Here is a 12692-nt window from a genome sequence, read left to right as displayed (position 1 = left end):
TTCGAAATTAGGAAATGCCGGCGCCGTTGATCACGCCGATGGAAATGGAAATCGCGCCGAGCAGGCCGCCGAACGCCGTGTTGTTCGCCTCAATCTGGTCTTTCGACATATTCAGCACCCGCGTGGTGATGGCGTAGGCCAGCATCTGGATCAGCATTGCGCCGAGGGCCCAGGCGAAAAACTGCTGGTAGTCGAGAGTATGCATCAGCGCCGAACCGATGGTGATTGAAAAACCGATCAGCGCCCCGCCCAGCGATAGCGCCGCCGCCTGATTGCCTTCGCGGATCAGCTTTACCTCGTCGAAAGGCGTCATCCAGGTGTAGGCCTTGAAGAACACAGCCAGCAGCAAAGCGGCCAGCAACAGGTGAATCAGATAGTTTAGGATGGCGGGCACGGCACACCTTCAGGTAAAGTATTACTTGATAATAATGCAAATGAGCAGAAATGACCAAAAAGATTCTGATTTTGTCCGTCTTCGTCGTTGCGTCCTGCGGGCTGGCGTATGAGCTGATTGCCGGTGCGCTGTCCAGTTATCTGCTGGGCGATTCGGTGTTGCAGTTCTCAACGATTATCGGATGCTACCTGTTTGCGATGGGCGTCGGCGCGCACTTCTCCAAGTACGTCAAAGACGAGGATGTGCTGGCGCGTTTTGTCGATATCGAGCTGGCGGTGGGACTGATCGGCGGCGTGTCGGCGGCGGTGCTGTTCCTGACCTTCTCGTGGATGGCGGCGCCGTTCCGCACGCTGTTGTACACCATGGTGTTTCTGGTCGGCGCGTTTGTCGGCATGGAGGTGCCGCTGGTGATGCGCGCGCTGAATGCGCGCCAGACTGAGTTCAATGAACTGGTCAGCCGCGTGCTGACCTTCGACTATCTGGGGGCGCTGGCGGTGTCGCTGCTGTTCCCGCTGGTGCTGGCGCCGTATCTGGGTCTGGTGCGCACCGGTTTCTTGTTCGGCATGCTGAATGTCGGCGTGGCCCTGTGGACAATCAAGGCGTTTTCCACAGAGCTGAAAAACGTCACCGGCCGTTTGCTGCGCGCCAGCGCGGTGTTGTGCGCTTTGGTATTCGGTTTTGCCTTCGCCGACAAGATGACCTACTGGGGTGAACATGGCCTGTTCGGCGACGAAATCGTGTTTGCCACCACCACGCCGTATCAGCGTCTGGTGATCACCAAGTGGAAGGACGATACGCGCCTGTACATCAACGGCAATCTGCAGTTCTCGTCGCGCGACGAATACCGTTATCACGAAGCGCTGGTGCATCCGGTGCTGCAACCGCTGCCGTGGGCCAGGCGCGTGCTGGTGCTGGGCGGCGGCGACGGCCTGGCGCTGCGCGAGATCCTGCGCTACCAGAACATTGAGCATGTGACGCTGGTCGACCTCGACCCGGCCATGACCGGCGCCTTCACGCACCGCGAGGAACTGGTCAAGCTCAATCACGCTTCCTTCAGCGACAAGCGCGTGAAGGTGGTAAATGCCGACGCGGCCATCTGGCTACAGCATAACGACGATATGTTCGACGCCGTGATCGTCGACTTCCCCGATCCCTCCAGCTTCGCGCTGGGCAAGCTATATTCGGTGCCGTTCTACGGCATGGTGCGCAAGCATCTGGCGGCCAATGGGCTGATGGTGGTGCAATCGACGTCGCCGTTCTTCGCGCCGCACGCTTACTGGACCATCGACTCGACGCTGCGTGAAGTGGGCCTGAAAACCTATCCGTATCACGCCTACGTGCCGTCGTTCGGCGAGTGGGGCTTCATCCTGGCGACGCCGCAGGCCAACTACACACCGCCCACCAGCTACCGCCTGCCGATGCGCTACCTGAACGCCGATACCACACGCGAGATGTTCATCTTCCCGCCCGATATGAAGCCGCTGCCGATGGAGCCAAATCGTCTCAACACCCAGTCGCTCGTGCATGAATTCGAGCAGGACTGGCGCCGGGTGATCCGCTGATGCAGCGTCGTTCTTTTCTCGTGTGGGCTGGCGCTTCCGGCCTGGCCGTCACCGGCAGCGGGCTGGCGTTCCAGCGCTGGCAGGAGATTACGCCGGCCGTGCATTACGTCGGCCGCGACGAGGGCCACTTCCTGCGCGACCGCCGCGCCATTCCGCCGCCCTCGCAAGTTATCCACACCGATGTGGTGATACTCGGCTCGGGCGTGTCTGGCCTGACCGCCGCGTGGAAGCTGAAAAAGCTCGGCAAGACCGATGTGCTGATGATCGACGGGCCGCAGCCCTACGGTAACGCGGCCGGCGGCGCGTTCGGCGAATACGAATATCCGACCGGTGCGCACTATCTGCCGCTGCCATCGCCGGAGTCCACGCACGTGCGCGAAATCCTGGCGGATCTCGGCATCATCCAGAAGGACGCCTTTGCGGAGAAGCCTTACTACGACGAGCGCTTCATCCTGCACGCGCCGGAAGAGCGCTTGCTGTTCAACGGCCACTGGCAGGACGGCTTCATTCCCACCGACGGCGTACCGAAGTGGGAACTGGATGAGCACAAGCGCTTCTTCGATGAAGTGCATCGGCTGCGCCAGCTGCATGGCGCCGATGGCCGCCGCGTGTTCGTGTTCCCGACCGTGATGTCGTCGGAAGATCCCGAGTGGCAGGCGCTGGACCGCATCTCGCTCAAGCAGTGGATGGAGCAGAACGGCTACAAGTCGCCGACGCTGCACTGGTATTTGAATTACTGCTGCCGCGACGATTACGGCACGCGCTATGACAAGGTATCGGCATGGGCCGGCCTGCATTACTACTGCAGCCGCTGGGGCCAGGCCGCCAATGCCGGCAACGGCGCGTGGCTGACATGGCCGGGCGGATTGCAGCCGCTGGTGTCCGGCATCGAGCGCGCGGCGGAGGTCAAGCGCATGGCGGGGACGGCGATATCGCTGAAGAAGACCGCCGATGGCGTCGAGGCCTTGTGCTTCAAGCTGGAAAACGGCCAGGCCACCAGTTATCTGGTGCGCGCGCGCAAAGCTATCTGCGCGATGCCGACCTATGTGGCGGCGCGGGTTGTGGATAACATCGGCGAATACGGTTTCGACGCGGCCAGGCATGTACCGGAATACGCGCCGTGGATGGTGGCGAACTTCCTGCTCAAGCGCTTTCCCGACGAACTCCAGGGCGGGCCAAACCCGCAACCGCTGTCCTGGGATAACGTGGTGTACAGCGAGCCGGGACTGGGCTTCGTGGTGTCCACCCACCAGGACATCCGCGTGCAGCCGCCGGAAAAAACCGTGTTCAGTTCCTATGTCGCGCTATCCGACCGCAAGGCCAGCACGGCGCGCCACTGGATGGCGTCGGCCACGCCGGAAGAGCTGCTGGCGCTGGCCAGCGCCGATCTCAAAACTGCCTACGGCGCGCAATTCGCCTCCTGTGTGGAGCGGGTCGATATCACCCTGAGGGGGCATGCGATGGCTGTGCCTTGGCCCGGTTTCCGCAACAACGCCGGCATGAGAGCATTGCGTGAAGTAGATGGTCCGATTTTATTTGCCCATGCCGACCTGTCAGGCTTTTCCGTTTTCGAGGAAGCCGCCTGGTGGGGATATCGCGCGGCACAGCTTGCCGCTAAATGATAAGCTCAATTCATGACACACAATGCCCGCCAGCGCTTTCGCGCACCGCCTAAATTCAAGCTTCGCGACGAAGACGCCGACGATGCCGCCTTCTCCAGCCGTGCCGCCAATCCCAAACTTGGCAAGTCCAAGGCCAAGGCGCTCGACCTGGAACGCACCGACGCGCTGATCGACCGCATCGCCGCATTGCAGGACAAGCTGTACGCGCAGCACAAGCAGAAAGTGCTGCTGGTCCTGCAAGGCACCGACACCGGCGGCAAGGACGGCACCGTGCGCGCACTGTTCAAGGGCATTAGCCCGATGGGCTTGCGCGCCGTGGCCTTCAAATCGCCGACCGACGCCGAACTGGCGCACGATTATCTGTGGCGCGTGCACCAGTACGTGCCGGGTAACGGCGAGATCGCCATCTTCAACCGCAGTCATTACGAAGATGTGCTGATCACCAGGGTGCAGGGCTGGATCGATGACGACGAGTGCAAGCGCCGCTACGCGCAGATTCGCGACTTCGAACGCATGCTGGCGGAAACGGGCACAGTGATCATCAAGGTATTCCTGCATATCTCGAAGGAAGAACAGCGCGAGCGTTTGCAGGAGCGCCTGGACGATCCGGACAAACAGTGGAAATTCAATCCGGAAGACATCAAGCAACGCGAAAAATGGGACGACTATCAGCGCGCGTACGAAAAGGCGATCCGCGAGACGGATGCCCCGCACGCGCCATGGTATGTGGTGCCGGCCAACTCCAAGACCCATCGCAACCTGGTGATCGCCAGCCTGCTGCTGGAAACGCTGGAAGGCATGGAGCTGAGTTATCCGCCACCGCATCCGGATCTGTCGTCTTTCACCGTGGAGTAAGGAGATGACTTATGCTGCAACTGAAAGATCCGAGCCTGCTGCGCCAGCAGGGCTACATTAACGGCGAGTGGACCGACGCTGACGGCGGCGCCACGCTGGCCGTCACTAATCCCGCCACCGGCGAGCAAATCGGCACCGTGCCGGTGATGGGCGCGGCCGAAACCAAACGCGCCATCGACGCCGCCAACGCTGCCTGGCCAGCGTGGCGCAAGAAACCCGCCGTGGAACGCGCGCGCATCCTGCGCAAGTGGAATGACCTGATCCTGGAAAACACCGATGACCTGGCGCTGCTGATGACGGCGGAGCAGGGCAAGCCGCTGTCCGAGTCGCGCGGCGAGGTGGCGTATGGCGCCTCGTTCATCGAATGGTTTGGCGAACAGGCCAAGCGCGTGGCCGGCGAGACGCTGGCGTCGCCTTGGCAGGATCGTCGCATCCTTGTCACCAAGGAGCCGATCGGCGTGTGCGCCGCCATCACGCCATGGAATTTTCCGATTGCGATGATTACCCGTAAAGCCGGACCCGCGCTGGCGGCCGGCTGCCCGATGGTGCTCAAGCCGGCCGAGTCGACGCCGTACAGCGCGCTGGCGCTGGCGGTATTGGCGGAACGGGCCGGCGTGCCGGCGGGCGTATTCAGCGTGTTGACCGGCAAATCGAAGGACATCGGCGGCGAGATGACCGCCAATCCGCTGGTGCGTAAATTGACCTTTACCGGTTCCACGCAAGTGGGCCGGCTGCTGATGGAGCAGAGCGCGCCGACCATCAAGAAACTGTCGCTGGAGTTGGGCGGCAATGCACCGTTCATCGTGTTTGATGACGCCGACCTGGACGCGGCGGTGGAAGGCGCCATCGCCTCCAAATACCGCAACGCCGGCCAGACCTGCGTGTGCGCCAACCGCATCTACGTGCAGGACGGCGTGTACGACGTGTTTGCGCAAAAGCTGGTGGCGGCGGTGGAAAAGCTCAAGGTCGGCAACGGTGTGGACGAGGGCGTGACGCAAGGTCCGCTGATCGATGAGAAGGCGGTGCAAAAGGTCGAGCAGCATGTGGCCGATGCGCTGGCCAAAGGCGGGCGTCTGCTGTTGGGCGGCAAGCGTCACGAACTGGGGCACAGCTTCTTCCAGCCGACCGTGATCGCCGATATCAGCGCCGACATGCTGGTGGCAAAGGAAGAGACCTTCGGTCCGCTGGCGCCGCTGTTCCGCTTCAAGACCGACGACGAAGCCATCGCACTGGCCAACGATACCGAGTTTGGCCTGGCCAGCTATTTCTACTCGCGCGACGTCGGCCGTATCTGGCGCGTGGTGGAGGGGCTGGAGAGCGGCATGGTGGGCGTCAACACCGGCCTGATTTCCACCGAGGCGGCGCCGTTTGGCGGCGTCAAGCAATCCGGCCTGGGACGCGAAGGTTCGCACCTCGGCATTGAGGATTACCTGGTGGTCAAGTACATCTGCCTCGGCGGCATATAAGCGCGATGGTGCTGCCGGCCAGCCGGTCCACCATGCGTTTGACGGCCGCCATCTGGCGGCCATTTTTTTGCGCGTAGCGCGTGTCGTCATAGGCCCACCAGTCCCAGCAGCTGTTGGGATTGGCGAAAGTGGCGACGGTTTGCGGATACAGGATCAGCATGCGGTTGGTGTCGGCCCAGGCGTTGTAGCCGGCGTGACGGATGAACAGCGTGCCGATGCTGTCCTGATTCTGCTGGCAGCCGTGGAACGCCACATGCAGCCGGCAGCCGCCGCTTTCGCACGACGCCGGCACGTACAGGTAGCCGGTGTCGGCCATGCCGTGCCAGGTGGGCAGGGCGATGAATTCCGACTGGTCGAAGGCGATGAAGCGGCCGGTCAGTGTGCCGTTGTTGCGCGGGGCCAGCGGGCCGTAGATCCAGTTGAGCAGCTCGCCGGCGGCGTCATCGTTGCAGTTGTTGATGTAGGGCGAGCCGAGCGTGGCACAGCTGTTGCCGTAGCTGTCGGTGGGCATCGCGTGTTCGGCGACCAGGTTGCGCTTGTAGGTGATGCGGTTGGCGTCGATGTAGTGGCGGTAGTAGGTCAGCAGGTCGTTCATCACCGCCTGCGGCACCACGGAGTCGAGGGTGCCGGACAACATCCAGACCCGGTGGCTGGCCAGCGCGCTGGTGGGATCAATGCTTTGAGAGGTGGCGAACCAGTCGGTGAGGGAGATCAGGTCCGCCACGCGGGTGCCGCCGGGACGCACGCGGCAGGAGAAGAATTCGTTGGTGCAGGTACAGGTAGTGGTGGCGGCGTAGACGCTGCCCTGCGCGCAGAAATACGGACCGCCGGCAATCACCCCGGCGCCGATCACGGTGCGCGAGAAGGCCACCTCGAACTGCACCGCCATAAACGCGCCCGACGACAGGCCGGAGACGCTGACCTGGCCGGCGTTCAACGCCGGCAATGACATCACCTGCGCCTGGGCGATACCAACCAGCCATAACAAACACCACAACAAGATACGCATAGTCCCTCCGCTGCGTTGGAGAGACGATATGCCGCTGCCCTGGGTTTTACTTAATCTGGATCAATCGTGCGACGGGCACCAATTTGGACTAGAATGATTTTTTTACCATCCTTTCCGGCCGACACCATGTCCAAGACTTTCGCCCAACTGTGCCTCGTTTCCTCGCTGACCATGCTGGCCAGCGCTTCCGCGTTTGCGCAAGCACCTGCCGCCGCAGCGGCAGCGCCGGCGGCGACTGCTCCCGCCAGCTGCCCGGCCATCCTCAAGCAATCCTTCAAGCGCCTGCAGGACGATTCGCCGCAGGACCTGTGTCAGTATTCCGGCAAGGTGATCCTGGTGGTCAACACCGCCAGCTATTGCGGCTTCACCAACCAGTATGAAGGCCTGGAAGGCCTATACGCCAAGTACGGCAGCAAAGGCCTGGTGGTACTGGGCTTTCCGTCGAACGATTTCGGCCAGCAGGAACCCGGCAGCAGCAAGGAAATCGCCGATTTCTGCTACAACACCTACGGCGTGAAATTCCCGATGTTTGCCAAGTCGGTGGTGTCGGGCAAGGAGCCGAATCCGCTGTTCGCCAACCTGATCAAAGCGACCGGCAAGGCGCCGGCCTGGAACTTCCACAAGTACCTGATCGACCGCAACGGCAATGTGGTCAACAACTTCGGCAGCAAGGTCACGCCGACCGACAAGCAGCTGGTTAGCGCAGTCGAAAAAGCGCTCGGCACCTGATCTAGGCGCTGGCCAGGGCGAAACCTTCGTCCAGCCAGCCGGTAATGCCGCCGGTCATCAGCTTGACCGGGCGGCCCAGTTGCGCCAGCCGCACGGCGGCGCGGGCCGCGCCGTTGCAGTGTGGGCCGGCGCAATAGACCACGAACAGCGTGTCGGCCGGGAATTCGGCGATCTTCGAGCCGATGATCTTGCGATGCGCCAGATCCAGCGCGCCGGGCACATGGCCGGCCGCGTACTTCTCCGTTCCCCTTACATCCAGCAGCACGAAGTCCGGCTGACCGCCGTCCAGCGCATCGTGCACGTCCCAGCAATCGGTTTCGTAGCGGAAGCTGGCTTCAAAGTGGGCCAGCGCGGCGGCGCTGTCGGCGGCGGGAATGGCGGTAACGTGGGACATCGGACTCTCCTGTGTAGATGAGCCTTCATTGTGCCGCCGCGCCGTTATGGCCAGAAGTGGCGCACAGGCCATTATCCGGTAAGATTACGCCATGAAGAAACATCTGGTGGTGGCGCTGGCGTACGATCGCCTGTGTACATTTGAGTTCGGCTGCACGGTCGAACTGTTTGCGCTGGAGCGTCCGGAACTGGACGTGGACTGGTACGAGTTTGCCGTTTGCGCCGTGGAACAGGGGCCGATCCGGGCAGCCGGCGGCATCACCGTGCAGGCGCCATACGCGCCGGAATTGCTGGCGCTGGCGGACACCATCATCATCCCCGGCTGGCGCGATGCCGACGAATTGCCGCCGGCGCAACTGCTGGACTGGCTGCGCGCCGCCCACGCGCGCGGCGCGCGTTTGTGTTCGATCTGTTCGGGCGTGTTCGTGCTGGCCGCCGCCGGCCTGCTGGACGGCCAGCGCGCCACGACTCACTGGCGCTATGCCGAGCGGCTGGCGCAACTTTATCCACTGATCGAAGTGCAGCCAGATCACCTGTATGTGGATAACGGCCAGGTTATCACCGCCGCCGGCTCGGCCGCCGGGCTGGACATGCTGCTGCATCTGGTGCGGCGCGACCATGGCGCCAAGGTCGGCAACCTGGTGGCGCAGCGGCTGGTGGTGGCGCCGCATCGCGAAGGCGGTCAGGCGCAGTTCCTGCCGCGTCCCATGGCGCAGGGGGAGCAGGGACGCTTGTCCAAACTGCTGGACTGGCTGCGCAGCCATCCATCGCAGCCGCACACGGTGGCCAGCATGGCCGAACGCGCGGCCATGAGTCCGCGCACCTTGCAGCGCCAGTTCCAGCAGGCTACCGGCCTCGGCCCGGTGGAATGGCTGATCCGCGAGCGCGTGGCCATCGTCAAGGAGATGCTGGAAGACCCCGATGTGCCGCTGACGCAGATTGCCGAACGCGCCGGCTTCGGCTCGGAAGAATCGTTGCGCCACCACTTCCGCCGTCTTGCCGCGACGACACCGGGCGCTTACCGCAAACGCTTCGTGCTACGCTAGCCGTCTCACTTTCTGGGAGACAGTCATGGCCTACGTAGACGGTTTTGTGATTCCGGTGCCCGAGGAAAAACTTGAGGCGTACAAGAAAATGTCGCGCGAATGCGGCGCCGTGTGGAAGGAATTCGGCGCGCTGGAATTCCGCGAAACGGTGGCCGACGATGCGCCACCCGGCAAGCTGACCTCCTTCCCACAAAGCGTGATGCTGGAAGAAGGCGAGCGCGTGGTGTTCTCGTGGATCGTTTACGAATCACGCGCCAAGCGCGACGAAATCAACGACAAGGTGATGAAAGATCCGCGCGTGGCCGCCTACATGGACCCGGCCAACATGCCGTTCGACGCCAAGCGCATGATCTACGGCGGCTTCGAGATGATGATCGATCTTTAGCGCGCGACCCGCAGCACGCCGCGCAGGGCGTTGCAGAGGATGATGTCGTCGGCGGCGTCCAGCATCGCGCGCGTGATCACGGCTTCGCTGGCCTGCCAGTCGGGATCGTCCAGCAGCACGCTGCGCATTACCCCTGGCAGTACGCCGGCGCTCAGTGGCGGCGTTAGCCAGCGGCCGTCGATACGGACAAAGACGTTGCTGCGACCGCCCTCGGTCAGTTCGCCGCGTTCGTTGAAGAACAGGGTGTCGAAAGCGCCTTGGGCTTCGGCGTCGCGCCAGGCGGCGTCGTAGCGTTGGCGGATGCTGGTTTTGTGGCGCAGGAAAAGATCGCTGCTGCTGGTGTTGTCTTCTGCCAGCAGCACGCGCACCGGTTCGGCCAGCGGCGACAGCGGCGCGTGCTGCACCGAGAAGGCGCCGGACGGGCCGAGCGCCAAGCGCAAGCGATAGGCCGCGTGTTGCGGCTCCAGCATGGCGCAGGCGGTGTCCAGGTAGGCATCCGCCGCCTTTACATCCCAAGGGAAGCCGAAGTAGGCGGCCGATGCGGCCAGCCGTTGCAGGTGGCGCTCGCGATGGCGCACGCCGCCGCCGGGCGTGGCGCGCATGGTTTCAAACATCTCGAAATCGTTTTGCAGGCCGGTGAGAAAGCGCGCCTTGAGTTTGCACTCGGCGTATTCGTCAGTGGCGTTGCTGTCGAACACGATGCCGGCGCCGACGCCCATTTCGCCGCGGCGCACGCCATCCGCGCCTTGCGGCTGCAAGGTCAGCGTGCGGATCGGCACCGACATGCAGAAGTCGCCGACCTTGCCGTCATCTCGCGGATCGAACCAGCCGATGGCGCCGGTGTAGATGCCACGCGCGTCCGGCTCCAGTTCACGGATGATTTCCATGGTGCGGCGCTTGGGCGCGCCGGTGATCGAGCCGCAGGGATACAGCGCATCAAAAATTTCGGGCAGCGTGGCGTCGTCGCGCAGCTGCGCGGTGATGGTGGAGGTCATCTGCAGCACGCTGGTGTAGCGCTGCACGTTGAACAGCGCCGGCACTTCCACGCTGCCGGTGACGGCCACGCGCGCGATGTCGTTGCGCAGCAGGTCGACGATCATCAGGTTCTCGGCGCGGTTCTTGGGATCGGCGGCGAGGTTGGTGGCACGCAGGATGTTTTCCGCCTGCTGCGCCGCTGGCGCGGCAGGCGCCGTGCCTTTCATCGGCCGCGCGGTCAGCACGCCGCCGCTGTGACGCACGAACAGTTCGGGCGACAGCGACAGCACGGCGCTGCCGTCGTCCAGCGCGATCAGTGCGCCGTAAGGGACGGGCTGGCGGCCGCGCAGGCGCGCGTACAGCGCGTGGATGCCGCCAAACGCGTCAAAACGCAGCCTGTACGTGTAATTGACCTGGTAGGTGTCGCCGGCCGCAATGTAGTCGTGAATGCGCGCCAGCGCCGCGCTAAAGGCTTGCTGATCGATGTTCGGCTGGATGTTGGCGATGCCGGCTGGCCGTTCGATCGGAAACGAGCGCGCCGCCAGCCAGTCGCCGACTTGCGCGGACGACAGCAGCGCGCAATCGGTGAACAACAGGATCTGCGCCAGCGGCGCGCCACGCGCGGCACGTGGCGGCGCGCCGTCCATGCGCAACGCCAGCAGCTCCTCGCCCAGTTCGTAGCTGCATACGGTGACCGCGTATTCGCCGCGCGCCAGCGCCGCCTGCATTTGCGTCAGCAGTTGCGGCCACTGGGCGATGTCGTCGCAGCGCAGCGTGGCGCGGTGGCCGGTGTACAGGCGCGAACGGCCGCCGGCCTGAATGGCTTCCGGGCTGGCGTCATCCAGCAGGGCGAATACTTCGGTGTTCATGCTTACGATAACAACAGTGTGATGTGCAGCGCCGCGTCCTGCGACGGATTGTTTTTGAAACCGCTCTTGGCGTAACGGTGCCAGCGGCCGATGACGAAGCTGGTCAGCATCGCCGCGCGCGCGGTGGCGTCGGCTTCGTGCGCCTGGCCTTCGCTGGCGGCGAGACGCAAGGCCTGCTTCAGCGCCAGCTCCACGCGGTCATAGAACTGGTTCATGCGCAGTTGCAGGCGCTCGTCTTCATTGACCAGTGCTTCGCCGATCAGCACCCGCGTCATGCCGGGATTCTGGCTGGCGAAGTTGAGCAGCATGGCGACGATGTCGCGCGCCTGCGCCATGCCGTCTTCCTGGCGCTCGGCGATCTGGTTAATCAGGCCGAACACGCTCGATTCGATGAACTCGATCAGTCCCTCGAACATCTGCGCCTTGCTGGCGAAATGCCGGTACAGGGCGGCTTCGGAAAACGCCAGCTTGCGCGCCAGCGCAGCGGTGGTGATCTTGTCGCCCTTGGGTTGTTCCAGCATCTCCGCCAGCGCCTGGAGAATTTGCAAACGGCGCTGGCCCGGCGGTGTGCTTGCCATATGATCTCGCGGGTTAAATAAAAGGGAGGGTCAGCGCAACTGGTGCAGGCGTGACGGCAGGTTCCTGACAGATTTTACTTTGACATCGACATAAGCGGGGCGAATCAGTCGTTTTTGTGGATGGGCCAGGCCTGCGGTGTCGCCGATGGTCAGGTATTGCGTGATCCACGCGGTGCGCATGCCCAACTGGCGCGCGCTGCGCAGGTTGGCCAGCGTGTCTTCCACCAGAATGCAGCGGCCCGGCGTGAGCTGATGGCGGCGCATCAGCCGTTGCAGCATCAGCTTCGACGGCTTGGGCCGCATGTGGCGATGCACCGTCATCGCTTCCACTGCGATGTGGTGCTGGAAGTGGCGCTGCAAGCCCAGATGGCGCAGCACTTGCGACGAGTAGCGGTGCGGCGCATTGGTCAGCAAGATTTTGCGGCCGGGCAGGCGGCGCAGCAGCTGGCGCAGTCCGCGCTCGGCACGGATCATCGCGTTGAGATCATCGAAGCGGTGGGTTTCTTCCAGAAAGTGCGCGGCCTTGACGCCATGGTGCTTGACCACGCCCAGCGTGGTGGCGCCGTAGCGCTGCCAGTAGCGGGTGCGGGTGGCGTTCACCAGCTCGTCGCTGGCGGGCGTGACGCCGTCGCCCAGCAGCCGCGCCAGATACGCGTTCATGCCCGCCATAATCGCCGGGAAGATGGCGTGCGAAGCGTTGTGCAGGGTGTTATCAAGATCAAACAGCCAGACGGGTGTGGAGCGAGTAATATTCACGTCATCTCTATCAGTAAAGGTCACGAATGCGCCGCCAGATTATAGTGTTGTTC

At 63.3% G+C, this 12692-nt stretch carries 13 protein-coding genes; 7 read left to right on the top strand and 6 right to left on the bottom strand.

Annotated elements, in window-relative coordinates; all coding sequences use genetic code 11:
• Positions 1-7: 7 nt before the first annotated feature.
• On the bottom strand, positions 8-394 hold the full coding sequence (locus GTP69_RS14775; RefSeq protein WP_371867941.1) for a DUF350 domain-containing protein: 387 nt from the start codon (positions 392-394) through the stop codon (positions 8-10).
• Between the two features lie 50 nt (positions 395-444).
• On the opposite strand from GTP69_RS14775, the gene GTP69_RS14770 reads away from it, so the two are divergent.
• The 4 genes from GTP69_RS14770 to GTP69_RS14755 are packed head-to-tail and all read left to right on the top strand — an operon-like array spanning position 445 to position 5899.
• Positions 445-1956, top strand: a complete 1512-nt coding sequence (locus GTP69_RS14770; RefSeq protein ID WP_161055584.1) for a polyamine aminopropyltransferase — start codon at positions 445-447, stop codon at positions 1954-1956.
• A complete protein-coding gene (locus GTP69_RS14765) occupies positions 1956-3578 on the top strand; it encodes an NAD(P)-binding protein (protein ID WP_161055583.1) in 1623 nt (540 codons plus the stop codon). Before GTP69_RS14770 ends, GTP69_RS14765 begins: the two co-directional genes overlap by 1 nt.
• A gap of 12 nt (positions 3579-3590) precedes the next feature.
• Positions 3591-4433, top strand: a complete 843-nt coding sequence (locus GTP69_RS14760; protein ID WP_161055582.1) for a PPK2 family polyphosphate kinase — start codon at positions 3591-3593, stop codon at positions 4431-4433.
• A gap of 11 nt (positions 4434-4444) precedes the next feature.
• Positions 4445-5899, top strand: coding sequence for an NAD-dependent succinate-semialdehyde dehydrogenase (locus GTP69_RS14755; RefSeq protein WP_161055581.1), 1455 nt, complete (start codon positions 4445-4447; stop codon positions 5897-5899).
• Here GTP69_RS14755 and GTP69_RS14750 read toward each other — a convergent pair.
• Positions 5871-6908, bottom strand: a complete 1038-nt coding sequence (locus GTP69_RS14750) for an extracellular catalytic domain type 2 short-chain-length polyhydroxyalkanoate depolymerase (RefSeq protein ID WP_229260956.1) — start codon at positions 6906-6908, stop codon at positions 5871-5873. The genes GTP69_RS14755 and GTP69_RS14750 overlap by 29 nt on opposite strands.
• Before the next feature lie 126 nt (positions 6909-7034).
• Between GTP69_RS14750 and GTP69_RS14745 the strand changes: the two genes are divergently transcribed.
• On the top strand, positions 7035-7637 hold the full coding sequence (locus GTP69_RS14745; protein ID WP_161055580.1) for a glutathione peroxidase: 603 nt from the start codon (positions 7035-7037) through the stop codon (positions 7635-7637).
• 1 nt (position 7638) lies between these two features.
• Here GTP69_RS14745 and GTP69_RS14740 read toward each other — a convergent pair whose 3' ends face one another.
• Complete coding sequence (locus GTP69_RS14740) at positions 7639-8031, bottom strand: rhodanese-like domain-containing protein (RefSeq protein ID WP_161055579.1); 393 nt, start codon at positions 8029-8031, stop codon at positions 7639-7641.
• A gap of 91 nt (positions 8032-8122) precedes the next feature.
• Here GTP69_RS14740 and ftrA point away from each other — a divergent pair, with 91 nt between their 5' ends.
• On the top strand, positions 8123-9076 hold the full coding sequence (gene ftrA / locus GTP69_RS14735) for a transcriptional regulator FtrA (protein ID WP_161055578.1): 954 nt from the start codon (positions 8123-8125) through the stop codon (positions 9074-9076).
• A gap of 25 nt (positions 9077-9101) precedes the next feature.
• Positions 9102-9461: a DUF1428 domain-containing protein gene (locus GTP69_RS14730; protein WP_161055577.1), complete on the top strand. Its 360-nt coding sequence runs from the start codon at positions 9102-9104 to the stop codon at positions 9459-9461.
• On the opposite strand, the gene pabB is transcribed toward GTP69_RS14730, so the two are convergent.
• Genes pabB through GTP69_RS14715 form a run of 3 tightly spaced genes read right to left on the bottom strand, consistent with a single transcriptional unit; the run spans position 9458 to position 12639 of the window.
• Positions 9458-11305, bottom strand: coding sequence for an aminodeoxychorismate synthase component I (gene pabB / locus GTP69_RS14725; protein WP_161055576.1), 1848 nt, complete (start codon positions 11303-11305; stop codon positions 9458-9460). The genes GTP69_RS14730 and pabB overlap by 4 nt on opposite strands.
• Positions 11306-11307: 2 nt before the next feature.
• Complete coding sequence (gene slmA / locus GTP69_RS14720) at positions 11308-11883, bottom strand: nucleoid occlusion factor SlmA (protein WP_161055575.1); 576 nt, start codon at positions 11881-11883, stop codon at positions 11308-11310.
• A gap of 30 nt (positions 11884-11913) precedes the next feature.
• Positions 11914-12639, bottom strand: coding sequence for an HAD-IA family hydrolase (locus GTP69_RS14715; protein WP_161055574.1), 726 nt, complete (start codon positions 12637-12639; stop codon positions 11914-11916).
• Positions 12640-12692: the final 53 nt, after the last annotated feature.

This window comes from Duganella levis (genome assembly GCF_009857605.1).
Lineage (GTDB): Bacteria > Pseudomonadota > Gammaproteobacteria > Burkholderiales > Burkholderiaceae_D > Rugamonas > Rugamonas levis.
This window is presented reverse-complemented; position numbering and strand designations above follow the sequence as displayed.